We start from the raw sequence: 24,703 nt of genomic DNA, 5'->3' as shown, positions 1-24,703 counted from the left end.
TGATCGCTATCCCGCGTTTGGATTGGCCAAGTTTCGGTTGGCTTCATCATATTCAGGGCTTGTCTGGCCACACTCGGGCGCGGTCTCTCCAGTTACAAGCCACAGCGCATATTGAGGAAACACCTTCACCACTGCCTCGATCTCTGCATCAGAAAGGCGCGCCTTACCGTTGCGAATGTTCCCCCACCGATATCGATCGATGCCGGTCTCTTTCTCGAACCAGACACTTGTTCGGTTGCTATCAAAAAGGCTTATAAGCCGAGCTTTTATCATTCTAAAAAGATCTACTTAGTAGCTTGTACTCAGTAAAGCATGAGTCATAATGACCTCAGCTTAGTAAGTATTACTTAGTGGTCGATTGGATGATTATAGGGCAAATACTATGGAACAGTCTGGTGTAGCGGGGTTAACAATCGAAGGGCAGGCCGAACGGATCGTCAGCTTCCGAGAAGCGCCGTTCTGCACGCAGCTCGTGCTGGCCGAGATGATGGGTGTCGAGCAGATCACCGAGGACGTGGTTCGCGGCTGGGTGGAAACCTACACCCTCCCGACGGTAAAGATCGGTCGCCGTCGCGTCATCAACCTGCACCGCATCCGCCGCGACATCGAGCGGGGCAAGTCGGTGTTCTGCCAGGGGGACTACGCCGATGAATAGCCAACTCGGCCTAGCGCTTAGCTCCTTGCTGCATACGCTCGTAACGGTCCGTTGTGCTTTGCCGGAACGCTCGTCCGGTCGCTACTGGGCTGTGTTTGGTACGGCTCAAGGTCAGATTCGCGCCCTGGTGGATCTTGCCGTCATTACCCCAGAGCAGGGTTACCTCCTTTCTGACCTTCTTATGAACGCCTCGGAGCACGGCGGTAAGCCATTCCCCTCGACTAAGAATGTGGGGCCGGTGATGCCGTACCTGATCGCGCTCAAGCGTCGCCTGCCTGCGGTACAGCCACAACCGGAGTTGTCAGCCGATGAGCCAGCTAGCGAGCTACCTACGCCTGCCACACCCCGAGCACTGCGACTGCTCTGTCTGCTGGTCCAGACGCGAAATAACCAAGCCCGATCCTTGCCGGTCCACACGATGCGCCCGATGCCGCCCCGCGTCTGTGCTGCCGATTCGCACAACCCGCATGGGCAAGATCGCTGGTGTCTGGACAGTCCTGGCCTCGGAATGGGCGGTGATACCGGCCTCTACCTGCGAGAAACACACGCCACCAGCCCGACCGCCGAAGTATTGGAGCGTTGTGTTCGACACCGGCAAACCCACGCCCTACGTGCCGATCCACGAGCCGTTCGAGCTGGAGGCCTGACCCATGGCTAATCAGGAACCACACGCTGACTTCTTCTGGCGCGTCTATCTGCCCATCGCATTGCTCGCGGTAGTGATCTTCGGCTTCCCCTGGTTGGCAATGAAGTTCAGCCAGCACCGCGACGGAGCCAAGCCCGATAGCGTTCCCGCAAAAACAACCAACACCGAGGCCGAACAGGTCCAGGGCCGCGCTCCCGGCTTGTCCGAACACGCTTCACCGTTCGGACAAACGGAAGCACGGGCGAAGCGCACCCTTGACCCTGCACGAACAGAAAAAGCCTCCGCTCGGGAGTGTGGGGAGTGCTTTTCTCCCCGCGCTCCTGAGCCCTCGGCGGCGAGAGTGGGATGACAAGGGCAAAGCCCTTGGTGTTAATGAACTATCGATGAAATTAATAGTGCGAAAGTTTAAACACCAGACTATCCCACTGTATTCCATAAAATAACAGCAACTATGAAGTTTATTTTCAAGTGATAAAAACGCTTTCCAAGCGTGTATAACTAGTACCACAAACCCGTTGTAAGCCGCGTAAACCCTGGCGAGAGAAAAACTTTAACAGTTTCTCGGCCTGGGCTCTCTCGGCCCGCAAAAAGGCAAACCCACGCACTAAGCGTAACTAACTGAGGTAACACAACATGGCACGTTCAACTATGGAAGTTGCATTTCTCGGCACTCAGAAGCTCGCATTCAGCCAAAACGGCACCGAAGTAAAGATTGTGAAGGTCTTTTACGGCGATGAGCCGGACGGCCAAACCGAAAACGGCCTGTCCATCGTCAGCATGGACGTTCCCCTGGAAGTAGCCGATGAGGTGTTTGCCTCCGGCGCCAACTTCGAACCGCTGGAAACCGTGCGTATCCATTTCGAGATCGCCCGAGCTGGCAAACAGAAGGGCAACAATCTCTGCCTGCATCTGGAGTCCGCGAAGACCAACGCCACCCAGTCCAGCAAGCCCACTCAGCAGCCTACCCAACAACCCGGCAAACCTGCGACCGGCACCCAGCCGGAACCAGCCAAAGCCAACTAACGGGGAGGGCGGACCATGCTGATCGGTGACCGCGTGATTTGCGACTGCTGCGGCAACGACATGGGCAAGCTCATGAGCCTGCCTGCACCGCAGAGCGATCTGCTGCCCGATCTGCGGTTGCCGCCTCACTTCGCCGTCTGCCCCGACTGCGAACCCCTCGAACAAGCCGCCGACCTCATTGAGGCCGGTGCATGAATTTCCTCGCCTGTGAGGGTGACTGGCTGCAAGGCGCCGATGGTTCGCCTGTCTGCTCCGGTTCGCTGGTTGCCCTCACGGTCGAGGAAATGCAGGGCCTCTACGGCGCTGCACTTACCTGGGAGCAGGTTTCCGAATTACAGGCAGAGGCCATCGTGCTTTTCGCCACCGTGTTCGGTTTTCTGGTCCTCAAAAAAGTCCTGAAACAGTGAGGTATCACCCCATGCAACTGAACAAGCACTTCATCAAGAAAATCGGCGTTGGCGCTGCTGCCGCGCTTTCCACTCTGGCTGGCTCCGTCTATGCGGCTGTTCCACCGGAAGCCACTGGCGCGCTGACCGAGGCGGGCACCGACGTCGGCACCATCGGCTGGGCCGTCTTCGCCGTGATCATCGCCGCCATGGCGTTCAAGTACATGCGCCGCGCCCTGTAATCCGGGGTTGCGCACCGCACGTGCCGAAGCAAACAAACCCCGCTCCGGCGGGGTTTTCACTTTCGAGGGAACGCCAATGAGTTATGAACTATATGTATTGATTCTGACCACGTTGGCGTTCTATCTCGTGTTCTTTGGGCGGGTGTGATATGGATATTTCTAACTTCGTCTTTCGAGTAACGCAGCGTCCGCCGTCGGTTAGACCGACGGAGGAGGGCAACCGTCGTCGGTCGCTGCTTTTTATTCTCACGTTACTTACCTTTCCACTTTTCTTTTTCTCTCAGGGCGTTTTTGCGGAGGACTATTATTGGAAATGTTCGCAAGTCCAATGTACGGCAAAACCAAGCTTGAAAGCTGCCGCGCTTAACTCAGCGACAGTACAAGGAAATGACACGACCAACTTCCAGTTTGTTTCCTGCACTTTCAGTTCCCCCACTTATGCGTCGTGTAAGTGGAAGGTTCCCAATCCTGAGAATCCGGCTTCGATTTCTTATTACACTTATTATGCCCAGCGATTCGGAACGTCCTGCCCGATCGGTTTCAACTATGATGATTCCATTGGTGAATGTTTGCCTTCGTCTAATCCCTGCGAAGCAACTAACGGCCAAACCATTCTTCATCAACACTTGATGAAGTCATCAGTTGGTCAACCGTCAACTGAGCCACCTGGAAGCGTCTGCGCTAATAGCTGCCAATACACCTGGGGTTTTACTGCGGCGACCAACGTATACGTCTACACAAGCGGCAATCCTCCCGGAGTCTTCGGCTCCTACGAATACAAGAGCGCCGGTTTCGAATGCACTGGTGGCGAACCCGCTCGTACCGCGCCTGGTGGGACTAGTGACACCACTAATCCAGATGACACCCCCGCTCCAGATCCCGATAACAACTGCCCTGAGGGTTATGTTTGGAACGGTACGTTCTGCTCGTTGCCACCTGATTCTACTGACCCGACTGATCCTACTGATCCCACAGATCCGACAGATCCGACAGATCCGACAGATCCGACAGATCCCACAGACCCAGGTGATGGCGGTGGGGATGGCGGCGGTGATGGCGACGGTGGAAGTGGCGACGGTTCCAGTGATGGCGATGGTTCAGGGGATGGTGACGGCACTGGTGATGGTGAAGGAGACGGCGAAGGTGAATGCGACCCGGCCACCGATCCGAACAAATGCGTTCCATCTGGCGTAACCGGCGAAGCCTGCGATGCGCAGATCAGCTGCAAGGGCGATGCGGTCCAGTGCGCCATCCTCAAGCAACAGAAGCAGATGCGCTGCAATGCCGAAGAGCAGGCCGACTTCGACAAAAAGAAGACCGATATCGAAGGGCTGTTCCAAGGTGAACAGTTCGAGCTGAAAGAAGCTGAGGTTCAAGCGCCGAGCTTCATCGACAGCGCTGGCCGCTTCCTCCCGTCCGGTTGCCCGTCACCCGAGAGCATGAACCTCCGTTCCAGCGGTGGCCGCACCCTGCAAATTACCTATGAGCCTCTGTGCCAAGCCGCTACGGATATGTCCTGGCTGATCGTGGCGTTCACCGCAATGTTCTGCGCCGTCTATGTGGGCCGCGCCTTTGGAGGTGCCTGATGCACTTTTACTACCTCGCCGTACTCGCCGTGATGATCGTCAAACCGCTGGTGATGATGGTTTTACGGGTGCTTGGCATTGGCATGGTCAGCTACCTCGGCATCAACTTCGTGATCGGTGAGGCGAAAGATTACATGCTCGCCAACATGGGCAACGTGGCGCAGTCGATCCAGATGATCCTGGGACTGGCCAAGATCGATGTCGCGTTCAATATGTACTTCGCCGCCATCACCACGCGCCTGGTGCTGTCCGGTATCGACAAGCTAGCCGACCGCCGCACCAAGCTCGGCAACGTCACCACCTTCACGGCCTGATCCCATGCTCATCATCCGCACGGGTAAGCCGGGGCACGGCAAGACCCTCAACACCATCCGCGAAGTCGACCAAAGCGCCCACGCCCAAGGTCGCGTCGTCTACTACCACAACATCAACGGCCTCAAGCCCGAGCAGCTGAAAGCCAGCTGGTTCGTGTTCGAAGATCCCGAGAAGTGGTTCGAGCTGCCGGCCGACGCGATCATCATCGTGGATGAAGCCCAAGGCTGGTTTGGCTCACGCGATCCACGAGCACGGCCGCCTGAGCACATCACCCGCTTCGAGACCATGCGTCACCAGGGCCACGAAGTGCATCTGGTCACTCAAGACCCGCGCTACCTCGATGTTCACCTGCGCCGTCTGTGCAACTCGCATATTCACTACTGGCGCGTCTTCAAGTCATCCCAACTGCTGCGCTTCGAATCCGAAGTGGTGGTTGAAAAGGTCGAGGTGAAATCCAGCTTCAAGGATGCCGACAAGAAGTCGCTGCGGCTGGATAAGAAATACTTCGGTGCCTATACCAGCACCAATGCCAAGCACCACTTTCAGGCCAAGGTGCCGACTAAGTTCCTGTTGGCCGCGGCGGTGATCATCGGGGCGGGGTTTCTGGTGTACCGCGCCTATGCCCGATACGAACAAGAGAAGACCGCGCCCCAGGCGGCAGATCAGATCGGCGCGCCGATTGAATCCGAAAGCATGGTTGATCAGGCCAAAAGCGTCGTTGGCTCGTTCATCAACCCCATCGGCAACCAGGGCGCAGAGCAGCCGCAAACGCTAGAGCAGTATCTCGGCTCTCGCGTTCCACGTATTCAGGATGTGCCCGGCTCCGCGCCGATCTATGACCAGCTGAACACCCCGCAAGCCTTTCCCAAGCCGATCTGCATCGCCACCACCGACCGAGAGCTGATCAGCCGCAACCGAAGGCGAATGAGCATCGGCGATACCGACGATGGGCTGACCGGCTGCCGATGCAACACCCAACAAGGCACGTTGCTGGAGGTGTCGTTCGAGTTCTGCATGACCGTTGTGCAGAACGGCTACTTCGACCCGACCAAGCCCGACCGAGGCTCGATGCAGGACCAGAACCGGAACAACCAGCTCCCGGCACCGCAGCCGGTGGCACAGCCGCGCCAGAACCAGAACGAACCCCAGCGCACACGCTTTACCCGCGTGCCGTATGAGAAGGGGAAGTTCCTGTGGTGAAGACCGTCAGCGTGCCCCAGGCACGCACGGCGAGGCACGAGCCGGCGTGCTGCGCGCGCTGACGTCCCTGTAGCACGTCAGATAAATCCAACCGAACAACCTTAGTAACCCATAGTAAAGGGGAAACAAAATGGCCAACAAAGACTTCAAACGAATCGACCTCATCACCGGATTGGAAGACGGTCGAAGCCGGTTATTCGTCGACCCGGGCACCGCTCGGATAGCCGATCTATCCAACGTCCGCTTGTTGCATTGCGGCGTCGATACGGTCCGCCAGTTGTATCGCGGACTGATCCGTCCCGAGATCATGGCGCTGTTCGAGAAACCGGGCGTCATGGTCGAGTTTGCTGGAGAGTTCTGGCACGCCGGTCGTGTTGGTCGGGACTCGGGCTACCAGTACAAGCTTCAGAACGCCGACCTCGGGTTCATTCTGCTCATCAAAAATTTCAACGCCAAGCTGGACCAGATCGGCCCACATCTGAAAATCGAAGTGTCGCCGCATGCCATCGATGCGCTGTCGCCTGAGCGTTTGCAAGAGCGGATGGACTACTACGCCGCAGCCGTCATGACCAACCGCGAACGCAATCAGTGTGCTGTCCATCTGGCGCTGGATCTCCAGGGTTGGACGCCTCCGGCTGACTTGACCGCCCGCATGCACTGTCGCGCCCGCGCTAACCGGGATATTTCGGGTATCAAAGAAATCCAGTGGACCATGGAAGCAGCCACCTACGGGCGGGGCCAGTCCTTTCTATTTGGCTCTGCCGGGGGTGTTCAACTCGGCATTTACAACAAGACGCTTCAGGCGCGTTCCCATGACAAGCTCGACTATTGGGAAAGTGTCTGGCGTCGTCGTGACTCTCTGGACCAGATAGACCCTGACAACTACGACCCGACCCAAGACGTGTGGCGCGTCGAACTGCGTTATCACCACTCAGTTATCCAGCAATTCGCGAGTGGCTCCGTGGATGTGAAGACCGGACAAGCCATTGATATCGACTCCTTCGCAGCGTTTTCAGCACACCTCGACGGCCTCTGGCGCTACGGCCTGGGCCAATTCAAGTTACTCGCCCGTCCTGGCTACTTCGAGCCGATCTGGACCCTCATCCGTGATGACGTGCGGGTGGATGTGCCGGTCGATTCCTTGATTGATGAAACCGAATACAAGCGCTACTACAAAACCTCTCGCGGCTTCTCTGGCAAGAACGTGGAGCTCTTCCTGGGAAACTTCGTAAGCCTACTAGCAAGGGAGCGGGTGGGCGCTAAGCAAGCTTTTGACCGGTTGCGCGAGTGGGAATGCTGGCCGGTAATCCGTGATCACTACGCGTCCAAGGATATGACGGAGCGTGATCTATACAAGCACATCAAGAACCTGCTCCAAGAGCGTCATGTTCGATGGGGTAGGGCGGTATGACGGCTCGAAAAGACGGCAAAACCTGGACGGCTGATTTCTACGAGAATGGCCGGGCAGGGCGGCGTATTCGCAAGAAAGGATTTTTGACGAAGGCAGCAGCTCAGCGCTATGAATCCGAGTTCTTTGCGACCTTCAAGCTGACAGGCCGACCGCTAGATGATCGTCTTTCTGACTTGGTAACCCTGTGGCATTCGCTGCACGGCTGCTCGCTGAAAGACGAGAAAACACGACTGTCACGAACACTCGCGATCGCTGAGCGGCTAGGTGACCCTCTGGCCTCTGAGTTCGATGCCCTGGCATGGGCACGTTATCGTCAGCGCAGACTCACGGAAGCCTCTCCGCACACCGTCAATCACGAACAGCGCTATTTGTCTGCGGTGTTCTCCGAGCTGATCCGTCTTGGCGCCTGGGTGGGTAAGAACCCGCTGGCTAGCATCCGTCAGATCAAAACCGACCAAACCGAGCTGACCTTTCTGACGCTTCCACAGATCCGCCAGCTGCTCGATGAGTGTCGCCGGTCGACCAACAATCACACCTATCCGGTTGCGCTCCTGTGTTTGGCCACGGGCGCTCGCTGGGATGAAGCGGAATCCCTCTCCCGTGCAGCCCTATTTGGTGGCAAGGCGCATTTTCACCGGACAAAGAACAGGCAGTCTAGGTCTGTACCGATCCCGAAGGAGGTCGAGGAAATCGCACTGAAGCTGGGGATGCCCGGTAATGGACGGCTGTTCATGTCCTGCCGGTCTGCTTTTCGGAGTGCATACAAACGATGCGGATTCGATACCCCAGGACAAATGACCCATATCCTGCGGCACACCTTCGCTAGTCATTACATGATGGCCGGGGGTGACATTCTTGGCCTGCAACGGATTCTGGGTCACTCGTCGATCACGATGACGATGCGCTACGCACACCTGTCGCCTGACCATTTGGAGTCGGCGCTCCGGTTGTCCCCGTTGGCACAGTCCGAATACAGGGCAGCTCTATGATTTCATTCTCGAGTAGCTACCATGCATACTCCGATTTCCTACGGAAAGTTGGAAAGAACATGGAAAATAGGATCCCGCTTCCTACCGATAATCTCTATAAGTTTGCAGCTCTTTTTTCTCTGTTACTCGTTGCCTCTGGCTTCGCACTTGTTGTGTACGCAACTAAGGCAACGAACTCAGTAGTGTTCGAACATTGGGTAGAGCTGGAGACTCTGCGGTCAGAGGCAAAGCTGAGCCTGCCTCAGGAGGCTCGGAAGGCCTCTTTGGAACGAGTTGTAGAGGTTGCGTCGTCCGACAAGCAGACCTACATCACTCTTGCCGTCATCATGGCGACCCTTGGTGCTTTGGGCGTGGTTTCAGGTTTTATGCACTGGTATCGGTGTATTCAGCCTGTCGCTGATCAGATGGCTGCTACCCAGTTGGAGCTGGCAAAATTGCAGCTACTTGCACTTCGGGCCGATCTTAGGGCTAGGGGGGTTGACTTGGATGAGGGGCTGCCAGCGCCGGTAGGTGGCAAGGTAGACAAGGCGTAGTCACTCTGTAGTCATCAGGCGCAACAAAAAAGGGCCTACCTTTCGGTAAGCCCTTGTTTTGTTTGGTGGCTACGCAGGGACTTGAACCCCGGACCCCAGCATTATGAATGCTATGCTCTAACCAACTGAGCTACGTAGCCAAGTGGCGCGCATTATTCTCGTCGCGCCTGTGGCTGTCAACCCTCCTTCCGTGATTTTTCGTCCGTCTATCAAATGCTTATGCCGCGCCACCGATGGGCACTTGAAGCCCGCGCGGCGGCGCGTCTGTTTGCGTGTCGATCAGTCCCACTTTGGCGCGAAGCCGGGGTTGGCCAGGCGCTCGTTGCGATCCAGCGTGGCGATCTGCTGCATCTCTTCGTCAGTCAAGCGCAGCTTCTGAGCAGCCAGATTGGCGGCGAGGTTTTCGCGTTTGGTGGATGACGGGATCACGGCGAAGCCTTGTTGCAACAGCCAGGCGAGCGCAATCTGCGCGGGGCTGGCGTTGTGGCTTTCGCCGATGCGTTGCAGTACCTCGTCCTGCATCACCTTCCCGTAGGCCAGCGGCATATAGGCGGTGAGGTGGATGCCCTGGCTGCGGGCGAAGTCGATCACCTTACGGTTCTGCAGAAAGGGGTGCACCTCGACCTGGTTGGTAGCGATGTTCTTGGCGCCGATGGCGTCGATGGCCTGTTGCATATGGCTGATGGTGAAGTTGGAGATGCCGATGGCGCGGGTCAGGCCGCGCTCTTTGGCTTCCAGCATGCGGGCCAGGTAGTCGGCGACCGTTAGCTCGTCGTTGGGCGAGGGCCAGTGCACGAGGGTGAGGTCCACCTGCTCCATGCGCAATTTGCTCAGACTTTCCTCCAGGCTGGGGATCAGGCGGTCGGCGCGGAGGTTGCTGGTCCAGACCTTGGTGGTCACGAACAGCTCTTCGCGCGGCACATCGATCTCGGCGATGGCCTGTCCGACTTCAGCTTCGTTCTCGTAAATCTGTGCGGTGTCGATGTGGCGATAGCCGAGTTCGAGACCCATCTTCACCGAATCGATGACTTGTTGGCCCTTGAGGCGGAAGGTGCCGAGGCCGAAAGCGGGAATGCTCATAGGTTCTCCTGTGTGATTGATCAATGCGAGGCGGCGAGGGCCGACTCGTGTATGGCGTCGCCTGATCGCGTGTCCAGGCTATCCAGCCGGCCGCTGCAATACGTGAGGGCCAGGGCGATCAGCACCACCAGCGCGCCGATCCAGGCGGTATGGATCAGACCCATAGATGCGACGATGTGTCCCCCGAGCCATGCGCCACCGGCGATGCCAAGGTTGAATGCAGCGATGTTCAGACCCGAGGCAACGTCCACGGCGTTCGGTGTGTAGTGCTCGGCCTGGCGTACCACGTAGACCTGCAAACCGGGCACGTTGCCGAACGCCACCGCACCCCAGAGCAAAACCGTCGCCAGTGCCAGCCAGGGGTTGGCCGCGGTAAAGGTGAGCGTGAAGAGGACGGCCGCCAGCAGCGCAAAAATCAACTTCAGGGCGCTGATCGGCCCGCGACGGTCGGCCAGTTTGCCGCCCCAGATATTGCCCACCGCCACCGAGACGCCGTAGACCAGCAGTACCAAGCTCACCGCGCCTTCGCCGAAGCCACTGATCTCCTGCAGGATCGGCGCAAGAAAGGTGAAGGCGATAAAGGTGCCGCCGTAGCCGACCGCAGTCATCGAGTAGACCAACAGCAGGCGCGGCTGTTTCAGTACGGCCAGTTGCTGGACGATGGAGGCGGGCTTGCTGTGCTGGATGGTACGTGGCACGAAGATCAGGCTGCCGATAAAGGCGATCACGCCGAGCAACGACACCGCGAGAAAGGTCTCGCGCCAGCCGAACTGCTGGCCGATGAAGGTGCCGAGTGGCACGCCGGTGACGAGGGCGACGGTGAGCCCGGTAAACATGATGGCGATGGCGCTCGCGGCTTTCTCTTTCGAGACCAGGCTGGTGGCAATGGTCGAGCCGATGGAGAAGAACACGCCGTGGGCGAGGCCGGTGACGATGCGCGCCAGGATCAGCGACTCGTATCCCGGCGCCTGCCAGGCGAGCAGGTTGCCGGCGGTGAACAGCACCATCAGCGACAGCAGCAACAACTTGCGCGGCACCTTGCCGGTCAGGGCGGTGAGCAGTGGCGCGCCGACCGCGACGCCGAGGGCATAGAGGCTGACCAGCAACCCGGCCGAAGGCAGGCTGACGGCGAGATCACTGGCGATGGTGGGAATCAGGCCGACGATGACGAACTCCGTCGTGCCAATGGCGAATGCGCTGAGGGTCAGCGCGAGCAAGGCGATGGGCATGGAATGAAACTCCGGGTGGATTGCATGCCGCGTAGTGTCTACCGCAGACTCGTGCGGAAAAACCGGGTCTCAAGCCAAACATAATTGACTGCGAGTCACAGATGAAAACGACGCTCGACGAACTGCAAGCCTTCACGGCGGTGATCGATACCGGCTCGATTTCCGGCGCCGCGGTGCAACTGGGGCAGACGGCCTCGGGTGTCAGCCGCGCCCTTAGCCGTCTCGAAGCCAAGCTTGCGACCACTTTGCTGCGTCGGACGACGCGGCGTCTGGAGCTGACGGAGGAGGGCGCGGCCTTTCTGATTCAGGCCAGGCGGATTCTTGATGCGGTAGAGGAAGCCGAGGAGCAGATGTCGCGTCGCCTGCAACATCCGGCCGGAAGGTTACGGGTCAACGCCTCGGCACCCTTTATGCTGCATGTGCTGGTGCCGCTTGTTGGTGGGTTCCGCAAGCGCTATCCGGATATCGAGCTGGAGCTGCACAGCAGTGATCAAATCATCGATCTGCTGGAACATCGCACGGACCTCGCGCTGCGCCATGGCCCGCTACGTGATTCCACCCTGCACGCTCGGCCGCTGGGGCGTAGTCGTTTGCGTGCAGTGGCGAGCCCCACGTATCTGGCAGACCGGGGTGTGCCGCAGCAGGTCGAGGACCTGGCGACGCATAGCCTGATCGGTTTCACCCAGCCGGAGAGCCTCAATCATTGGCCACTGCGCCATCCCCTCGGCGAGACCTGGCCCATCGTGCCGAGCCTGTGGGCATCCAGCGGCGAGACAGTGAGGCATCTAGCGCTGGCCGGGCAGGGTATCGCCTGCTTATCTGACTTCATGACCGCGCGCGATCGCGCCGAGGGCATGCTGGTCGAGGTGCTGGCCGAGGCGAACGTCCGGGTGCTCCAGCCGATCCACGCGGTGTATTACCGCAATACCGCATTGGCGGCGCGCATCACCTGCTTCCTCGATTACCTCAGTGAGTGCTTGGGCGAGCAGGAGTGGACGCGCTAGGGATGATCGGTCCGAACCATGCATGCATGACCCTGCCTAACATTGCAGGCCTATTTGCGAGGACACGACCATGCTGAGCCTTAACTTCCCAAGCGATCCGCTGCTGTACCCCTGGCTTGCGGACGAATCGCCCCTGAACGATCTCGACGACGCCGAAAGTGATACCGAACTGGACGACGGCGACACCCTGCCCAATGAGATACTCGAACAGCTGGAAAAAGAGCCGCCGCCACCGGACCCGATGCCAGATCCGGGTGTGATGTAACGTTCGTTGTACTGGCTAGCGGGCTCGGCGCCCTGTTGAGGGTGCAATGGCGTGACCCTGGAACGGTCCCATAAGCGGTTCCCACGCGGGAGCGTGGGAACCATCGGTCACCATCGATGTTAGATCCGCACTGATCGTACCCACGCTCCGGCGTGGGGACGCGGGTAGGCGCCGTGCGCTTGTTTGCGAAGTGACCATGTCCGGCTAGCTCGCAATGGCTGCGCTTCCAGCCTTCGAGCTGGCACTGCAGTTCACCGACCCATGACATCATTTGCCGCGAGCGCGATGGGGATTTCACGATGCCAAGCGGCACAACGGCTCGCGTGATCGATTCCCGAACTCATCCAAAAACCAGCTAGACGCCCGCTGTTAACCAGGCAGGGCATCCAGGCGTGTCCCCCTTTGCTAAGAGAGATGATGCATGAACAGGCGGTTGTTGGTTGGAGTGCTGTTGATTGGCCTGCATGTGTTCGTTGGCGTCACGCTGATTCCGGATTTATCGCTCGGTCTGCCCGGCAGCGTTCTGGCTTGGTTGTATCTCACGCTTTCGGCCGTTCTGATGCGGTACGGCGTGCTGGTACGAGGTTCGGGTAGCGCGTTGTTGGCGTGGTCCGGATTGCTGGCCATGGGGATCTTTTCAAGCCTGGCGGTTTTATCGCTGGTTCGTGCCTTCGTTCTCACGCTGGCATCGCTGCTGGGCTGGGAGTCGGCAGGTTTTACGCAGGGATCGGCTCTGTCCGTTATCGCCGCCGTGCTGGCGGTGACGCTGTTCGGCGTGCTGAACGCGCGGCGCACGGCTCGGGTGATCGAGCGCGACATCGCCATGCGCAATCTGCCTGTCGCGCTGGACGGATTTAGCGTCGTCCAACTCAGCGATATCCATGTGGGCCCGACGATCAAGCAGGGTTATATCGATGCGATCGTGAAGCGGGTCAATGAGCTTTCGCCTGATCTAATCGTTATCACTGGCGACTTGGTGGACGGCAGTGTTGCCGATCTGGCCGACGACATCGCCCCACTAGCGCAGCTACGGGCGCGTCACGGCGTTTACGTGGTCACCGGCAATCACGAGTACTACTCCGGTGCGGACAGCTGGATCGCCGAATTCGAGCGGCTGGACATGAGGGTATTGCTCAATCGTCATGAGCTGCTAGAGCACGCTGGGGCGCAGTTGGTGCTGGCAGGCATCGCGGATTATTCAGCCGAGCTGTTCAGGCCCAACCATAAAAGTGATCCGGTAGCGGCCTTTGCTGGCGCGCCAGTCGATGTGCCGCGCATTTTGCTGGCGCACCAGCCGCGGTCGGCGAAGGCCGCGCTGGAGGTGGGCTGCGATCTGCAGCTATCCGGACACACCCATGGCGGACAGTTCTGGCCGTGGATGCACTTTGTGCGTTGGCAACAGCCGTGGGTGGCGGGGCTGCAGCGCGTCGGAGAGATGCAGATCTACATCAGCCGCGGCACCGGCTACTGGGGACCTCCGCTGCGTTTCGGCGCACCATCGGAAATCACCCGCATTCGTCTGGTCAGCGCCGGATAGCCTTTCTCAGCTCGCCAACAATTCGCGGCGCATCATTACGTAGTCTTCGCCTTCCAGCTGTCCGCGGCGCAGCGGATTACGTGTGCAGTGCGCGGCGAATCCGGCATCGACGAAGCGATAGGGCAAATGCTCGTCGCGTCCCTTCGGAATGCCGAGGCGGGTGGTTTGGACGATGTCCGGTCGCGCGCCGATGTCGTCCACGCGCAGCCGAGCGGGGTCCATGCGTCGGGCGTTCCATTCCGTTACGGTCAGGCCGAGCGCCTTGCACAGCAGCGTCTGGCCGGAGCAGAGGCGAGTCAGTGGACGAGGGCCTCCGGCTGCGGCCGGGCTGTTGGTACGCATACGTTCAATGGATTCTTCGCAGGAAAGCGAGTCGACCCAGGGGTAGCCGGCCTTGATGCATACCGCATTGCCTTCACCCTGGACGCTGAAGTTCAGTGAATCGCCACCGCGTGAGTAATAAAGGTAGAGGTGCCCGGCCGGCATAAACATTGCTCGGCGTGAAGGGCTGTAGCCCAGGGATGAGTGGCTGGCCTTTTCGTCGACGTAATAGGCCTCGGTCTCGATGATGCGCGCCGACAGCCACAACCCGTCGACACAATGGCGAATCACGGTGCCCAGCAGCTCCTGGGCAACGGTCTGGGCGTCCCGGTCGAAAAAGTCATCGTCTAGATACTGTAGCGGCGGTTCGGTGAGGCTGTTCATCAGGGCTCCGGCTTCGGCAAGTCTGCCTGTTCCGACCGATAAGCGGGACGAATATTCCCCAATCGACGATTGGATTTGGTGCCAGTCGTCAGGCAAACAAGCGGTGCAGGCGCGGCAGTTCGTGCTTTATCCAGTCCGAACGGGAAGCTAAAAAAAGCAAAAAGCCCTGCTTGGGCAGGGCTTCTTTTTTCTGATGCCTGGATCAAATCATCGATCCAGTTTCGCTTAGACGTTGAAACGGAAGTGCATCACGTCGCCGTCCTTGACGATATATTCCTTGCCTTCCAGGCGCCATTTACCGGCTTCTTTGGCCCCGGCTTCGCCCTTGTACTGAATGAATTCGTTATAGGCGATGACTTCGGCGCGGATGAAGCCTTTCTCGAAATCGGTGTGAATCACAGCGGCGGCCTGCGGAGCGGTGGCACCGATCTTGACGGTCCAGGCACGAACTTCCTTCACGCCAGCGGTGAAGTACGTCTGCAGGTTGAGCAGCTCATAACCAGCGCGGATCACGCGGTTCAGGCCGGGCTCTTCGAGGCCGAGGGACTCGAGGAACATGTCCTTTTCCTCGCCATCGTCCAGCTCGGCGATTTCCGCTTCGATCTTGTTGCACACCGGAACCACGACAGCGCCTTCTTCAGCGGCGATGGCGTTGACCACGTCCAGATGCGGGTTGTTTTCGAAGCCGTCTTCGGCAACGTTGGCGATGTACATCACCGGCTTGCTGGTCAGCAGGTGGAAACCTTTGGCCAACTGAATCTCTTCATCACCCAGCTTCTTCAGCAACGTGCGGGCCGGCTTGCCTTCGGTGAAGTGGGGGATCAGTTTTTCCAGTAGCGCTTTCTGCGCAACCGCTTCCTTGTCGCCGCCCTTGGCGTTGCGGGTCACGCGCTGCAGTTGCTTCTCGCAGCTGTCGAGGTCAGCGAAGATCAGTTCCAGTTCGATGATCTCGATGTCGCGCTTGGGATCGACCGAGTTGGAGACGTGGATGACGTTTTCGTCTTCAAAGCACCGCACCACGTGGGCGATGGCATCGGTCTCGCGGATGTTGGCCAGAAACTTATTGCCCAGACCTTCGCCTTTGGACGCGCCTTCGACGAGGCCGGCGATATCGACGAACTCCATTGTGGTCGGGATCACGCGCTCTGGTTTGACGATTTCAGCGAGAGCCTGCAGGCGCGGATCAGGCATCGGCACGATACCGCTGTTCGGCTCGATGGTGCAGAAAGGAAAGTTTTCCGCAGCGATACCGGACTTGGTCAGCGCGTTGAACAGGGTGGACTTGCCGACGTTGGGCAGGCCGACGATGCCGCAATTGAATCCCATGGTGTCTTTGCCTCGGTGTTGCTGGCAGTCAAAGAGCTGCCGGCATTTTGCCAAACTGCGTTAAACGGCCTCGGGATGCGCTCTATTGCAGCCGTCCTGCTCAGCCGTTGCCTTGTCTTGCGTGCCCGCGCTTCAGGCCTTCTGGCTATGCAGGCGCTGCATCGCGCGCGTCCAGTCGCCAGCGAGGATTTCCGGCAGCACGTCGAAGGTGAAATCGATGCTGGCGTCGAGCTTCTCGCGTTCTGTCTGCGGCGCACGTCCCAGTACGTAGCCGGTCACCAGGCTGCTATGCCCGGGATGGCCAATGCCCAGACGCAGGCGGTAGAAGTTGTTCTGATTGCCGAGCTTGGCAATGATGTCGCGAAGCCCGTTGTGCCCGCCATGGCCGCCACTCTGCTTGAGCTTGGCAATGCCTGGAGGCATGTCGAGTTCATCGTGGGCAACCAGGATGGACTCGGGAGGAATTCGGAAAAATCCGGCCAGTGCCGCCACCGCCTGACCGCTGCGGTTCATGAAGGTGGTGGGAATCAACAGGCGGATGTCTTCGTCCTGATGGCGAAATTTGCCGACCAGACCAAAGTATTTGCGATCGACGCTGAGATTGACGCCCTTATGGGCAGCCAGACGCTCAACGAAAAGGGCCCCTGCGTTATGCCGGGTCTGGTCGTATTCAGGGCCTGGGTTACCCAGGCCGACGATCAGTTTAACGGCAGTCACGACAGAGGCCCTTCCTCAGGTGATGGCGAGTGGATTACTCGGCAGCGCCTTCTTCTTTCGGAGTGTCTTCCTTGTTCACGCGCGGCGCATGAACGTTGGCAACCGGCAGGTCGCTGCCATGAGCCAGGGCGACCAGCTCAACACCTTTCGGCAGCTTGAGGTCGGTCATGTGCAGTACCTGACCGACTTCGACGTTGGCCATGTCGACTTCGATGAACTCCGGCAGATCCTGCGGCATGCAGGACACTTCCACTTCGTTGATGTTGTGCAGGATTTCGCCACCCTGCTTCTTCACGCCAACCGAGCTTTCCTGGTTGATGAAGTGCAGCGGAACGGTAGCGGTCAGCTTGTGGCCTTCAACGACGCGGACGAAGTCAGCGTGCAGGACGAAGCCCTTGGCCGGATGACGCTGCAGCGCCTTGATCAGAACGGATTCGTTCTGGCCATCGACGTTCAGGGTCAGGACGTGACTGAAAGATGCTTCGGTTTCTAGCATCTTGGCCAGGTCTTTAAGCAGCAGGCTGATGGACTGTGGGGCCTTGTCGCCACCGTAGATTACGGCTGGGACGAGGCTGGCGTTACGACGCAGGCGGCGGCTCGCACCTTTCCCCAGGTCGGAACGCACTTGGGCATTCAGAGTGAAATCAGTCATTGTGTTTCTCCAGGATAACAACGCGCCCGAAGTGCTTGCGACCAGCACTACCGGGTGGTTGGGCAAAAAGCCCCGCACGAGGCGGGGCACATTTTCGTCTGCGCGAATGGCCAGGCTTTCGCCTTAGCGGAACATCGCACTGATCGATTCAGCATTGCTGATGCGGCGAACCGCTTCAGCCACCATTGGCGCGATGTCCAATTGGCGAATACGGGTACAAGCTTGCGCCGCTGCGGACAGCGGAATGGTATTGGTCACCACCAGTTCGTCGAGAACCGAGCCGTCGATGTTCTCGATGGCGCGGCCCGACAGAATCGGATGAGTGCAATACGCGTAGACCTTTGAAGCGCCATGATCTTTCAGAGCAGTTGCTGCGTGGCACAGAGTGCCAGCAGTATCGACCATGTCATCGACGAGGATGCAGGTCCGACCTTCGATGTCACCAATGATGTGCATCACTTCGGACTGGTTGGCCTTTGGGCGGCGCTTGTCGATGATCGCCAGATCCACACCCAGCGACTTGGCCACGGCGCGAGCACGCACCACACCGCCAATATCAGGGGAAACGATCATCAGGTTCTCGAATCGCTGAGCCTGAATGTCGTCCACCAGGACCGGCGAGCCGTAGATGTTGTCTACGGGCATGTCGAAGAAGCCCTGGATCTGATCGGCGTGCAGGTCGACGGTAAGGACGCGGTTGACACCCACCACATCGAGCATGTCGGCCACGACCTTGGCGCTGATCGGCACTCGTGCGGAGCGCGGGCGGCGATCCTGGCGGGCGTAACCAAAGTAGGGAATGACTGCCGTGATGCGGGTGGCAGAGGAACGGCGGAAGGCATCAGCCATCACTACCAGTTCCATCAGGTTGTCATTGGTGGGAGCGCAGGTCGGTTGAATCAGGAACACGTCCTTACCGCGAACGTTCTCGTTGATCTCGACACTGATTTCGCCGTCGGAGAATTTTCCGACGTAGGCATCACCGAGGGGAATATGCAGCTGACGTACAACACGCCGGGCCAGGTCGGGGTTGGCGTTCCCCGTGAAGACCATCATCTTGGACACGCGCAGTACCTGCCTGAGGGTGGATCCGATGAAACAAAAAGCTGTTCAAAAGGCCAGGCTTTTTGAACAGCTCTCAAGTGTATGGCAGGGGCGGCTGGATTCGAACCAACGCATGCCAGGATCAAAACCTGGTGCCTTACCGCTTGGCGACGCCCCTGTAGATTCAACCTGAATGTGCAGCAATCGTACGAACCCTGAGGGTTGTGGCAGGGGCGGCTGGATTCGAACCAACGCATGCCAGGATCAAAACCTGGTGCCTTACCGCTTGGCGACGCCCCTGTATCGTACAACCGAATGCTAGGCATTCACTTCCTGCGCCATTTGCTCGAGCTTTCGGTGCAGCATCGAAATGTTGCGACCCTGGGCCACGAAACCTGGCATATCGGCTGGAAGTTGGCGGCAGACTTTATCAGCCTCGCCTTTGTTTGGAAAGCTCCCAAACACACAAGCTCCAGTGCCGGTCATGCTTGCTGGAACAAAATTATTCAACAAGCTCAAAGCGTTACGTACTGCTGGATAGCGCTTTTCGACCACCGGCTGGCAGTCGTTATGACCACCCCCTGCAAGAAGGCTGCGAACTGTAATGGCCGGGGTATTGCGTGTCAACTCTGGGTCGGAAAATATTTCTGCTGTACTAACAGAGACTTGCGGGGCGATGACGAGGAACCAGGGTTCACTTAATTCGACCGGTTGCAAGCGCTCGCCAATCCCTTCGGCAAAGGCCGCGCGACCGCGCACAAACACCGGCACGTCGGCACCCAACAGCAGCCCGATCTTTGCCAGACGATCCTCGCCCAGGTGCGTTCGCCAGAGATGATCGAGGCCGAGTAGGGTAGTTGCGGCATCGGAACTGCCGCCACCGATGCCGCCGCCCATGGGCAAACGTTTGATCAGTTGTATATCGGCGCCCTGGCCGCTACCGCTATGGCTCTGCAGCAGGCGAGCTGCACGCACGATCAGGTTGTTGTCATGATCGACACCGGGCAGTTCGGTGTGCAGGTGAATCTGAGCGTCTGCGCGTGGCGTGAAGGTCAATTCATCGCCATGGTCGAGGAACTGGAACAGCGTCTGCAGTTCGTGATAGCCATCGGCACGGCGGCCAAGAACATGCAGCATCAGGTTGAGCTTGGCTGGAGCCGGTAAGGTCAGCTCGTCCATTAGTGGCCGAGCTGGCGCGGATGCCAGTCCTTGACCACGAGCGTGATCTGCAGGTCTCGGCCTACCAGTTTGATGCGCGATGGCAGCATGAAACCGTCCTCCTCGATATAGCCGAGATACTGCACGTCCCAGCCGTCCTGCTGGAGATTGGCGAGGCGTCCATCGCTGTCGAGCGCGACGCGGCTGCGGCTGTCCGGGGCGGGGAGGCCGCGGATCCACCAGAGCAGATTCGAGACCGGCAACTGCCAACCGAGCTGGCTTTCCACCAGTGCCTCTGGTGACTCCGCTTCGAAGCGCCCTTGGCCTGCCACTTCCAGCGCCACTGCATCCGGTCGGCCAGTCAGGCGCGTGGCGCCGCGGCCAAGCGGGCCGGACAGGCGAATGTCGAAATAATCTTGGCGCTGCAGCCAGAAGAGAGTGCCGCTGCCGGAGTTCTGAGGCGCACGAATGCCGATCTTGCCGTTGATTTGCCAACCATCGATTTCGCTGATGCGCGCTTTGTGAGTCTTCCAATCTTCTGCACTTCCGGGGCCTTCGACGGACTCCTGTGGGCCGAGGCCGGCACAACCGGCGAGCAGCAGAGCGAGAGCAGGAATCAGCAGATTTCGCATCAGCTTCATGGGTCAGGGTTTCTCCGAGCCTGTCAGGCGTTTGATGGTTTCGCGGAGGATCTGGCTATCCGGCTGTTGTTTCAGGGCTTCGTCCCAAATAGCCCGTGCTTCACGCTGTTCGCCAGACGTCCAGAGTACTTCGCCCAGGTGGGCGGCGATTTCATGGTCCGGAAAAAGCTCATATGCCTTGCGCAGGTGGGTCTCGGCTTCGGCGATATCGCCCAGCCGGTAATTCACCCAGCCGAGACTGTCGAGAATGGCCGCGTCGTCGGGATTGAGCCGGTAGGCCTGCTCGATAAGCGCAAGGGCTTCTTCAAACCGGTCGGTGCGGTCGGCCAGGGTGTAGCCGAGCGCGTTAATTGCCATGGCGTTGTCCGGTTCACGCTCGATGATGAAGCGCAGATCCTGTTCCAGCTGTGCCAGGTCGCCGCGCTTCTCGGCGATCATGGCCCGCGTATAGAGAAGGTTGAGGTCTTCGGGGAATTGCTCCAACGCTTGCTCGGCAAGCTGCCAGGCCTCTTCGAGCTGCTGCTGGCCGGAAAGCGCTTCGATCTCGATCAGGTACAGCTGGATCGCATAGTCTGGCTGCTCATCGCGCGCGTTCGCCAGTAGCTGCGAGGCTTCCTGGCTGCGGTCGAGAGAGAAAAGCAGTTCGGCCTGCATCAGCTTCGCGGGCAAGTACTCGTTGCCGGGGCCGACCTTGGCGAAGGCGGCCAGCGCCTGCTCGTGCTTGCCCATCTCGTGATAGGCGCGACCGAGGTTGAAGTTGGCGGCATCGACGTGGCTGCCGCGCTCGATCAGCTCCTCCAGATAAACGATCGCTTCGCGCCAGGCCTCAGCCTCGAGGCACACCAGTGCCATGGAAAAGCGCAGGTCGTCATCGTCGGGGTATTGCTGGACCAGCGTGGCGAACTCGCCCATGGCCTCGTCGAGGCGGTCCTGTTCGACCAATAGTCGTGCATAAGTCAGTCGCAGACGCTTGTCTTCGGGGTGCTGGTCGAGGCTTTTCTCCAGTAGCGGCAATGCTTCGTTGCCGCGCTCGAGGACCTGCAGCAATCGAGCCTGGAGCAGAATCGACGGGATTTCCTGCTGATTGGCAGGTTGCTCTTCGAGCAGCGCCAGCGCTTCTTCAGGGCGTCCGTCCTGCTGCAGCAACACGGCTTTGCCGAATTTTAGCTGCGCATTGTCAGGGTGTTTGGCCAGCAGCTGGTCGAAGCTGTTCAACAGACCGGTTCGCGTGTCCGGATCGGTTTCGGCGGCCGACAGGGCGAGGAAATCGAAGTGGGTATCGCCCTGGCCCTGCAGGACCTTTTCCATGAATTCCATGGATTCTTCGTAGCGCCCAGCGCGCGCCAACTGCACGGCCGCTACGCGCTGGGCATCAAGATTCTCCGGTGCGTTGTTCGCCCAGATCATCGCGGTATCCAGCGCAGCCTGCTCGGCACCAAGGTATTCGGCGATGCGGAAACCGCGCTCGGCCACGCCGGCATCCTGGGTCGCGTTGGCCTGCTGCACATAGCTACCCAAGGCGATGTCGAAGCGATTGCGTTGGCCGGCCAGCTCGGCCACCAGTAGCGCGTAAAGCGTGTCTCGGCTGAAAGATCCATATTCACCAGGACTCGTTTTTGCAGGTTCCGGTGTTGCTTCCTCGACCGGCGGGCTGCTGTCGGGAGCGCTCTGCATGAAGCTTTGGCAGCCACCGAGAAACAGGACGGCGCTGATAACGAGGAGTTTTTTCATAGGGATTATAAGGCTGATCTGCGGTCGCGGCATGATGACACAAGCCGTCAGGCAAGCACATGGGCCGGCTTGCGAGGCGATTCGGTCGGCTCGATAGGTACAGACAATGACGGGCAACTGTTGTTCTGGGACAGGCGAAGTAGGAGAATCGCGCGCTCCGTTTTCGAATCAGCGACCTGCATGGCTTTCATCGCGCTTGGCATTAATCACAAGACCGCATCGGTGGACGTGCGCGAGCGTGTGGCGTTCACGCCTGAGCAGATGGTCGAGGCGCTGCAGCAACTGTGCCGTGTCACGCCAACGCGTGAGGCGGCGATCCTGTCGACGTGCAACCGCAGCGAGCTGTACTTGCAGCAGGATCAGGTCGAAGCCGAGATGGTGCTGGCCTGGCTGGCCAACTATCACGGCCTGAGCCTGGAAGATCTCAAGGCCTGCGCCTATGTGCACACCGACGACCAGGCGGTACGGCATATGATGCGCGTCGCCTCCGGGCTGGATTCGATGGTGCTCGGCGAGCCGCAAATTCTCGGGCAGATGAAATCCGCCTACGCCGTCGCGCGCGAGGCCGGCAGCGTCGGGCCGCTGCTGGGGCGCCTGTTTCAGGCGACCTTCAGTACCGCCAAGACCGTGCGGACCGACACGGCTATCGGCGAAAACCCGGTATCGGTGGCCTTCGCCGCTGTCAGCCTGGCGAAGCAGATTTTCGCCAACCTCGACCGCAGCCAGGCGCTGCTGATCGGCGCCGGCGAGACCATCACGCTGGTTGCCCGCCATCTGCATGAGCAGGGCGTGAAGCGCATCGTGGTTGCCAACCGTACCCTCGAGCGTGCCAGTGCGTTGGCTGAGCAGTTCGGCGCGCATGCGATCCTCCTCGCTGATATTCCTCAGGAGCTCTACAACAGCGACATTGTCATCAGCTCCACCGCCAGCCAGTTGCCGATTCTCGGCAAGGGCGCCGTCGAGCAGGCGCTGAAGAAGCGTAAGCACAAGCCTATGTTCATGGTCGACATCGCCGTGCCCCGCGATATAGAAGCGCAGGTAGGCGAGCTGGGCGATGTCTACCTTTATACCGTCGACGATCTACACGAAGTGGTCGCGGAGAATCTCAAGAGTCGCCAGGGGGCTGCCCAGGCTGCCGAGGAGCTGGTCGCTGCAGGCACCGATGAGTTCATGGCGCGGCTGCGTGAGCTGGCGGCAGTGGATGTGCTCAAGGCCTACCGGCAGCATGCCGAGCGCATTCGCGACGAAGAAATGCTCAAGGCCCAGCGGCTGCTGGCTAACGGCGGCACGCCCGAGGATGCCCTGGCCCAGCTGGCTCGCGGGCTGACCAACAAGCTGCTGCACGCACCCAGCGTACAACTGAAAAAACTATCCGCCGAAGGGCGTGTGGAGGCCCTGACCGTCGTCGAGGAGCTCTTCGCCCTGCAAGACAGCACGGACAAACCATGAAAGCGTCACTGCTCAACAAACTCGACATCCTGCAGGACCGCTTCGAAGAACTGACGGCGTTGTTGGGCGATGCCGAGGTCATCAGCGATCAGAGCCGCTTTCGTGGCTATTCGCGCGAATACGCCGAAGTCGAGCCGGTCATCGCTACCTACCGCGAATTCCTCAAGCTGCAGTCCGACCTCGAAGGCGCTCAGGCGCTGCTCAAGGACAACGACCCCGACGTGCGCGAGATGGCCGAGGAAGAAGTCACCGAGGCCCGCGGTAAGCTCGAAGAAATCGAGACTCGCCTGCAGCGTATGTTGCTGCCGAAGGACCCAAAAGACGGTCGCAATGTTTTCCTGGAGATCCGCGCCGGCACTGGCGGAGACGAAGCGGCGATCTTTTCCGGCGACCTGTTTCGCATGTATTCCCGTTATGCCGAGCGGCAGGGCTGGCGCGTCGAGATTCTTTCCGAAAGTCCCGGCGAGCACGGCGGCTACAAGGAAGTCATTTCGCGCGTAGAAGGCGACAATGTGTTCGCCAAACTGAAGTTCGAGTCCGGGGCGCATCGCGTACAGCGTGTCCCAGAGACCGAGTCCCAGGGGCGCATCCATACCTCGGCCTGCACCGTCGCTGTGCTGCCGGAGCCGGACGAGCAGATCGCGATCGAGATCAATCCGGCTGATCTGCGTGTCGACACCTATAGAGCGTCCGGTGCCGGTGGGCAGCACATCAACAAGACGGATTCGGCGGTGCGCATAACGCACTTGCCCAGCGGCATCGTGGTGGAGTGTCAGGAAGAGCGCTCGCAGCACAAGAACCGCGCCCGTGCCATGTCCTGGCTGGCGGCCAAGCTGCAGGATGTGCAGGACAGCGCTGCGCATAAAGAAATATCCGATACGCGCAAACTGCTGGTCGGCTCGGGTGACCGCTCTGAACGTATTCGTACCTATAACTTCCCGCAGGGGCGGGTGACCGATCACCGTATCAACCTGACCCTGTACTCCCTCGGTGAGGTCATCGGCGGGGCGGTGGAGCAGGTAATCGAGCCCCTGCTGCAGGAATACCAGGCGGATCAACTGGCGGCACTGGGCGATTGATCGCGCTCGTTAGCTGGCCGCAGCAAGGCGGCTTGCTTTGCCACGATCATTGTTTGACTAATCCAGTACTGTCGCGCCTGCCGCCAGGTCCATACGGAAA

The 24,703-nt window shown here is 59.4% G+C and carries 29 protein-coding genes and 3 tRNA genes; 18 read left to right on the top strand and 14 right to left on the bottom strand.

Annotation, left to right across the window (positions count from 1 at the left end):
- Positions 1–6 precede the first annotated feature (6 nt).
- Positions 7–273 (bottom strand): DNA-binding protein, encoded by a 267-nt coding sequence (locus NAV33_RS20510; protein WP_082082143.1) that lies wholly within the window; start codon positions 271–273, stop codon positions 7–9.
- 109 nt (positions 274–382) lie between these two features.
- On the opposite strand from NAV33_RS20510, the gene NAV33_RS20505 reads away from it, so the two are divergent.
- The 13 genes from NAV33_RS20505 to NAV33_RS20445 all read left to right on the top strand — a co-directional run bounded on the left by NAV33_RS20505 (position 383) and on the right by NAV33_RS20445 (position 8,986).
- Positions 383–655 (top strand): hypothetical protein, encoded by a 273-nt coding sequence (locus NAV33_RS20505; RefSeq protein WP_046162628.1) that lies wholly within the window; start codon positions 383–385, stop codon positions 653–655.
- A 308-nt stretch (positions 656–963) separates the two neighbouring features.
- Positions 964–1,302: a lysogeny maintenance protein PflM gene (pflM, locus tag NAV33_RS20500; RefSeq protein WP_255983532.1), complete on the top strand. Its 339-nt coding sequence runs from the start codon at positions 964–966 to the stop codon at positions 1,300–1,302.
- A gap of 3 nt (positions 1,303–1,305) precedes the next feature.
- Positions 1,306–1,650: a hypothetical protein gene (locus tag NAV33_RS20495; protein ID WP_255983530.1), complete on the top strand. Its 345-nt coding sequence runs from the start codon at positions 1,306–1,308 to the stop codon at positions 1,648–1,650.
- Between the two features lie 284 nt (positions 1,651–1,934).
- Positions 1,935–2,324, top strand: a complete 390-nt coding sequence (locus NAV33_RS20490) for a hypothetical protein (protein ID WP_255983528.1) — start codon at positions 1,935–1,937, stop codon at positions 2,322–2,324.
- A gap of 15 nt (positions 2,325–2,339) precedes the next feature.
- The gene (locus NAV33_RS20485; RefSeq protein ID WP_255983526.1) at positions 2,340–2,519 is read left to right on the top strand and encodes a hypothetical protein; all 180 of its coding nucleotides are present in this window, start codon (positions 2,340–2,342) and stop codon (positions 2,517–2,519) included.
- Positions 2,516–2,731 carry a hypothetical protein gene (locus NAV33_RS20480; protein WP_255983524.1) on the top strand — a complete coding sequence of 72 codons (216 nt, stop codon included), beginning with the start codon at positions 2,516–2,518 and terminating at the stop codon, positions 2,729–2,731. The genes NAV33_RS20485 and NAV33_RS20480 overlap by 4 nt, the downstream gene beginning before the upstream one ends.
- 11 nt (positions 2,732–2,742) lie before the next feature.
- Positions 2,743–2,952: a major capsid protein gene (locus NAV33_RS20475; protein WP_255983522.1), complete on the top strand. Its 210-nt coding sequence runs from the start codon at positions 2,743–2,745 to the stop codon at positions 2,950–2,952.
- Between the two features lie 149 nt (positions 2,953–3,101).
- Positions 3,102–4,538 carry a virulence factor TspB C-terminal domain-related protein gene (locus tag NAV33_RS20470; RefSeq protein ID WP_255983520.1) on the top strand — a complete coding sequence of 479 codons (1,437 nt, stop codon included), beginning with the start codon at positions 3,102–3,104 and terminating at the stop codon, positions 4,536–4,538.
- Positions 4,538–4,852, top strand: a complete 315-nt coding sequence (locus NAV33_RS20465; protein ID WP_255983518.1) for a DUF2523 domain-containing protein — start codon at positions 4,538–4,540, stop codon at positions 4,850–4,852. Before NAV33_RS20470 ends, NAV33_RS20465 begins: the two co-directional genes overlap by 1 nt.
- Positions 4,853–4,856: 4 nt before the next feature.
- Positions 4,857–6,053 (top strand): zonular occludens toxin domain-containing protein, encoded by a 1,197-nt coding sequence (locus NAV33_RS20460; RefSeq protein ID WP_255983516.1) that lies wholly within the window; start codon positions 4,857–4,859, stop codon positions 6,051–6,053.
- A 130-nt stretch (positions 6,054–6,183) separates the two neighbouring features.
- Positions 6,184–7,464, top strand: coding sequence for a hypothetical protein (locus NAV33_RS20455; RefSeq protein ID WP_255983514.1), 1,281 nt, complete (start codon positions 6,184–6,186; stop codon positions 7,462–7,464).
- Positions 7,461–8,453, top strand: coding sequence for a phage integrase (locus NAV33_RS20450; protein ID WP_255983512.1), 993 nt, complete (start codon positions 7,461–7,463; stop codon positions 8,451–8,453). The genes NAV33_RS20455 and NAV33_RS20450 overlap by 4 nt, the downstream gene beginning before the upstream one ends.
- 59 nt (positions 8,454–8,512) lie before the next feature.
- Positions 8,513–8,986 carry a hypothetical protein gene (locus NAV33_RS20445; RefSeq protein WP_255983510.1) on the top strand — a complete coding sequence of 158 codons (474 nt, stop codon included), beginning with the start codon at positions 8,513–8,515 and terminating at the stop codon, positions 8,984–8,986.
- 63 nt (positions 8,987–9,049) lie between these two features.
- Here the strand turns inward: NAV33_RS20445 and NAV33_RS20440 are convergent.
- The 3 genes from NAV33_RS20440 to NAV33_RS20430 form a co-directional block, all read right to left on the bottom strand.
- Positions 9,050–9,126 (bottom strand) — tRNA-Met (locus tag NAV33_RS20440).
- A 139-nt stretch (positions 9,127–9,265) separates the two neighbouring features.
- Positions 9,266–10,066, bottom strand: coding sequence for a 2,5-didehydrogluconate reductase DkgB (gene dkgB, locus NAV33_RS20435; protein WP_255983508.1), 801 nt, complete (start codon positions 10,064–10,066; stop codon positions 9,266–9,268).
- Positions 10,067–10,086: 20 nt separating this feature from the next.
- Entirely contained in the window at positions 10,087–11,295 is a 1,209-nt protein-coding gene (locus NAV33_RS20430) for an MFS transporter (RefSeq protein ID WP_255983506.1), read from the bottom strand.
- A 101-nt stretch (positions 11,296–11,396) separates the two neighbouring features.
- Here NAV33_RS20430 and NAV33_RS20425 point away from each other — a divergent pair, with 101 nt between their 5' ends.
- From NAV33_RS20425 to NAV33_RS20415, 3 genes are all read left to right on the top strand, one after another.
- Positions 11,397–12,299: a LysR substrate-binding domain-containing protein gene (locus NAV33_RS20425; protein WP_255983504.1), complete on the top strand. Its 903-nt coding sequence runs from the start codon at positions 11,397–11,399 to the stop codon at positions 12,297–12,299.
- A gap of 70 nt (positions 12,300–12,369) precedes the next feature.
- On the top strand, positions 12,370–12,564 hold the full coding sequence (locus tag NAV33_RS20420) for a hypothetical protein (RefSeq protein WP_255983502.1): 195 nt from the start codon (positions 12,370–12,372) through the stop codon (positions 12,562–12,564).
- A 421-nt stretch (positions 12,565–12,985) separates the two neighbouring features.
- Complete coding sequence (locus NAV33_RS20415) at positions 12,986–14,101, top strand: metallophosphoesterase (protein WP_255983500.1); 1,116 nt, start codon at positions 12,986–12,988, stop codon at positions 14,099–14,101.
- 6 nt (positions 14,102–14,107) lie between these two features.
- On the opposite strand, the gene NAV33_RS20410 is transcribed toward NAV33_RS20415, so the two are convergent.
- The 10 genes from NAV33_RS20410 to NAV33_RS20365 form a co-directional block, all read right to left on the bottom strand.
- The gene (locus NAV33_RS20410) at positions 14,108–14,806 is read right to left on the bottom strand and encodes a DNA-3-methyladenine glycosylase (protein ID WP_255983498.1); all 699 of its coding nucleotides are present in this window, start codon (positions 14,804–14,806) and stop codon (positions 14,108–14,110) included.
- A 225-nt stretch (positions 14,807–15,031) separates the two neighbouring features.
- Positions 15,032–16,132 carry a redox-regulated ATPase YchF gene (ychF, locus tag NAV33_RS20405; RefSeq protein ID WP_255983496.1) on the bottom strand — a complete coding sequence of 367 codons (1,101 nt, stop codon included), beginning with the start codon at positions 16,130–16,132 and terminating at the stop codon, positions 15,032–15,034.
- A gap of 132 nt (positions 16,133–16,264) precedes the next feature.
- A complete protein-coding gene (gene pth, locus NAV33_RS20400; protein ID WP_255983494.1) occupies positions 16,265–16,849 on the bottom strand; it encodes an aminoacyl-tRNA hydrolase in 585 nt (194 codons plus the stop codon).
- Between the two features lie 34 nt (positions 16,850–16,883).
- Positions 16,884–17,501: a 50S ribosomal protein L25/general stress protein Ctc gene (locus NAV33_RS20395; protein ID WP_255983492.1), complete on the bottom strand. Its 618-nt coding sequence runs from the start codon at positions 17,499–17,501 to the stop codon at positions 16,884–16,886.
- Between the two features lie 123 nt (positions 17,502–17,624).
- Positions 17,625–18,566: a ribose-phosphate pyrophosphokinase gene (locus NAV33_RS20390; RefSeq protein ID WP_255983489.1), complete on the bottom strand. Its 942-nt coding sequence runs from the start codon at positions 18,564–18,566 to the stop codon at positions 17,625–17,627.
- Between the two features lie 82 nt (positions 18,567–18,648).
- Positions 18,649–18,723 (bottom strand) — tRNA-Gln (locus NAV33_RS20385).
- A 47-nt stretch (positions 18,724–18,770) separates the two neighbouring features.
- Positions 18,771–18,845: transfer RNA gene (locus NAV33_RS20380), tRNA-Gln, on the bottom strand.
- 18 nt (positions 18,846–18,863) lie between these two features.
- Positions 18,864–19,724: a 4-(cytidine 5'-diphospho)-2-C-methyl-D-erythritol kinase gene (gene ispE, locus NAV33_RS20375; protein ID WP_255983487.1), complete on the bottom strand. Its 861-nt coding sequence runs from the start codon at positions 19,722–19,724 to the stop codon at positions 18,864–18,866.
- Entirely contained in the window at positions 19,724–20,344 is a 621-nt protein-coding gene (gene lolB, locus NAV33_RS20370) for a lipoprotein insertase outer membrane protein LolB (RefSeq protein ID WP_255983485.1), read from the bottom strand. The genes ispE and lolB overlap by 1 nt, the downstream gene beginning before the upstream one ends.
- Positions 20,345–20,347: 3 nt before the next feature.
- Positions 20,348–22,075 carry a tetratricopeptide repeat protein gene (locus NAV33_RS20365; protein ID WP_255983483.1) on the bottom strand — a complete coding sequence of 576 codons (1,728 nt, stop codon included), beginning with the start codon at positions 22,073–22,075 and terminating at the stop codon, positions 20,348–20,350.
- A 180-nt stretch (positions 22,076–22,255) separates the two neighbouring features.
- On the opposite strand from NAV33_RS20365, the gene hemA reads away from it, so the two are divergent.
- Both hemA and prfA read left to right on the top strand, forming a co-directional pair.
- Entirely contained in the window at positions 22,256–23,524 is a 1,269-nt protein-coding gene (hemA, locus tag NAV33_RS20360) for a glutamyl-tRNA reductase (RefSeq protein WP_255983480.1), read from the top strand.
- Positions 23,521–24,603: a peptide chain release factor 1 gene (gene prfA / locus NAV33_RS20355; protein ID WP_255983478.1), complete on the top strand. Its 1,083-nt coding sequence runs from the start codon at positions 23,521–23,523 to the stop codon at positions 24,601–24,603. Before hemA ends, prfA begins: the two co-directional genes overlap by 4 nt.
- The last annotated feature ends 100 nt before the right edge of the window (positions 24,604–24,703 follow it).

Source organism: Stutzerimonas stutzeri (genome assembly GCF_024448715.1).
Taxonomy (GTDB): Bacteria; Pseudomonadota; Gammaproteobacteria; order Pseudomonadales; family Pseudomonadaceae; genus Stutzerimonas; species Stutzerimonas stutzeri_AR.
Note: the sequence above shows the minus strand (reverse complement) of the source record. Positions and strands in the feature narration are given on the sequence as shown.

Excerpts from the sequence above, each read along its gene's own strand:
- NAV33_RS20510 (WP_082082143.1), bottom strand. The coding sequence starts at position 273 with ATGATAAAAGCTCGGCTTATAAGCCTTTTTGATAGCAACCGAACAAGT.
- NAV33_RS20505 (WP_046162628.1), top strand. The coding sequence starts at position 383 with ATGGAACAGTCTGGTGTAGCGGGGTTAACAATCGAAGGGCAGGCCGAA.
- pflM (WP_255983532.1), top strand. The coding sequence starts at position 964 with ATGAGCCAGCTAGCGAGCTACCTACGCCTGCCACACCCCGAGCACTGC.
- NAV33_RS20495 (WP_255983530.1), top strand. The coding sequence starts at position 1,306 with ATGGCTAATCAGGAACCACACGCTGACTTCTTCTGGCGCGTCTATCTG.
- NAV33_RS20490 (WP_255983528.1), top strand. The coding sequence starts at position 1,935 with ATGGCACGTTCAACTATGGAAGTTGCATTTCTCGGCACTCAGAAGCTC.
- NAV33_RS20485 (WP_255983526.1), top strand. The coding sequence starts at position 2,340 with ATGCTGATCGGTGACCGCGTGATTTGCGACTGCTGCGGCAACGACATG.
- NAV33_RS20480 (WP_255983524.1), top strand. The coding sequence starts at position 2,516 with ATGAATTTCCTCGCCTGTGAGGGTGACTGGCTGCAAGGCGCCGATGGT.
- NAV33_RS20475 (WP_255983522.1), top strand. The coding sequence starts at position 2,743 with ATGCAACTGAACAAGCACTTCATCAAGAAAATCGGCGTTGGCGCTGCT.
- NAV33_RS20470 (WP_255983520.1), top strand. The coding sequence starts at position 3,102 with ATGGATATTTCTAACTTCGTCTTTCGAGTAACGCAGCGTCCGCCGTCG.
- NAV33_RS20465 (WP_255983518.1), top strand. The coding sequence starts at position 4,538 with ATGCACTTTTACTACCTCGCCGTACTCGCCGTGATGATCGTCAAACCG.
- NAV33_RS20460 (WP_255983516.1), top strand. The coding sequence starts at position 4,857 with ATGCTCATCATCCGCACGGGTAAGCCGGGGCACGGCAAGACCCTCAAC.
- NAV33_RS20455 (WP_255983514.1), top strand. The coding sequence starts at position 6,184 with ATGGCCAACAAAGACTTCAAACGAATCGACCTCATCACCGGATTGGAA.
- NAV33_RS20450 (WP_255983512.1), top strand. The coding sequence starts at position 7,461 with ATGACGGCTCGAAAAGACGGCAAAACCTGGACGGCTGATTTCTACGAG.
- NAV33_RS20445 (WP_255983510.1), top strand. The coding sequence starts at position 8,513 with ATGGAAAATAGGATCCCGCTTCCTACCGATAATCTCTATAAGTTTGCA.
- dkgB (WP_255983508.1), bottom strand. The coding sequence starts at position 10,066 with ATGAGCATTCCCGCTTTCGGCCTCGGCACCTTCCGCCTCAAGGGCCAA.
- NAV33_RS20430 (WP_255983506.1), bottom strand. The coding sequence starts at position 11,295 with ATGCCCATCGCCTTGCTCGCGCTGACCCTCAGCGCATTCGCCATTGGC.
- NAV33_RS20425 (WP_255983504.1), top strand. The coding sequence starts at position 11,397 with ATGAAAACGACGCTCGACGAACTGCAAGCCTTCACGGCGGTGATCGAT.
- NAV33_RS20420 (WP_255983502.1), top strand. The coding sequence starts at position 12,370 with ATGCTGAGCCTTAACTTCCCAAGCGATCCGCTGCTGTACCCCTGGCTT.
- NAV33_RS20415 (WP_255983500.1), top strand. The coding sequence starts at position 12,986 with ATGAACAGGCGGTTGTTGGTTGGAGTGCTGTTGATTGGCCTGCATGTG.
- NAV33_RS20410 (WP_255983498.1), bottom strand. The coding sequence starts at position 14,806 with ATGAACAGCCTCACCGAACCGCCGCTACAGTATCTAGACGATGACTTT.
- ychF (WP_255983496.1), bottom strand. The coding sequence starts at position 16,132 with ATGGGATTCAATTGCGGCATCGTCGGCCTGCCCAACGTCGGCAAGTCC.
- NAV33_RS20395 (WP_255983492.1), bottom strand. The coding sequence starts at position 17,501 with ATGACTGATTTCACTCTGAATGCCCAAGTGCGTTCCGACCTGGGGAAA.
- ispE (WP_255983487.1), bottom strand. The coding sequence starts at position 19,724 with ATGGACGAGCTGACCTTACCGGCTCCAGCCAAGCTCAACCTGATGCTG.
- lolB (WP_255983485.1), bottom strand. The coding sequence starts at position 20,344 with ATGAAGCTGATGCGAAATCTGCTGATTCCTGCTCTCGCTCTGCTGCTC.
- NAV33_RS20365 (WP_255983483.1), bottom strand. The coding sequence starts at position 22,075 with ATGAAAAAACTCCTCGTTATCAGCGCCGTCCTGTTTCTCGGTGGCTGC.
- hemA (WP_255983480.1), top strand. The coding sequence starts at position 22,256 with ATGGCTTTCATCGCGCTTGGCATTAATCACAAGACCGCATCGGTGGAC.
- prfA (WP_255983478.1), top strand. The coding sequence starts at position 23,521 with ATGAAAGCGTCACTGCTCAACAAACTCGACATCCTGCAGGACCGCTTC.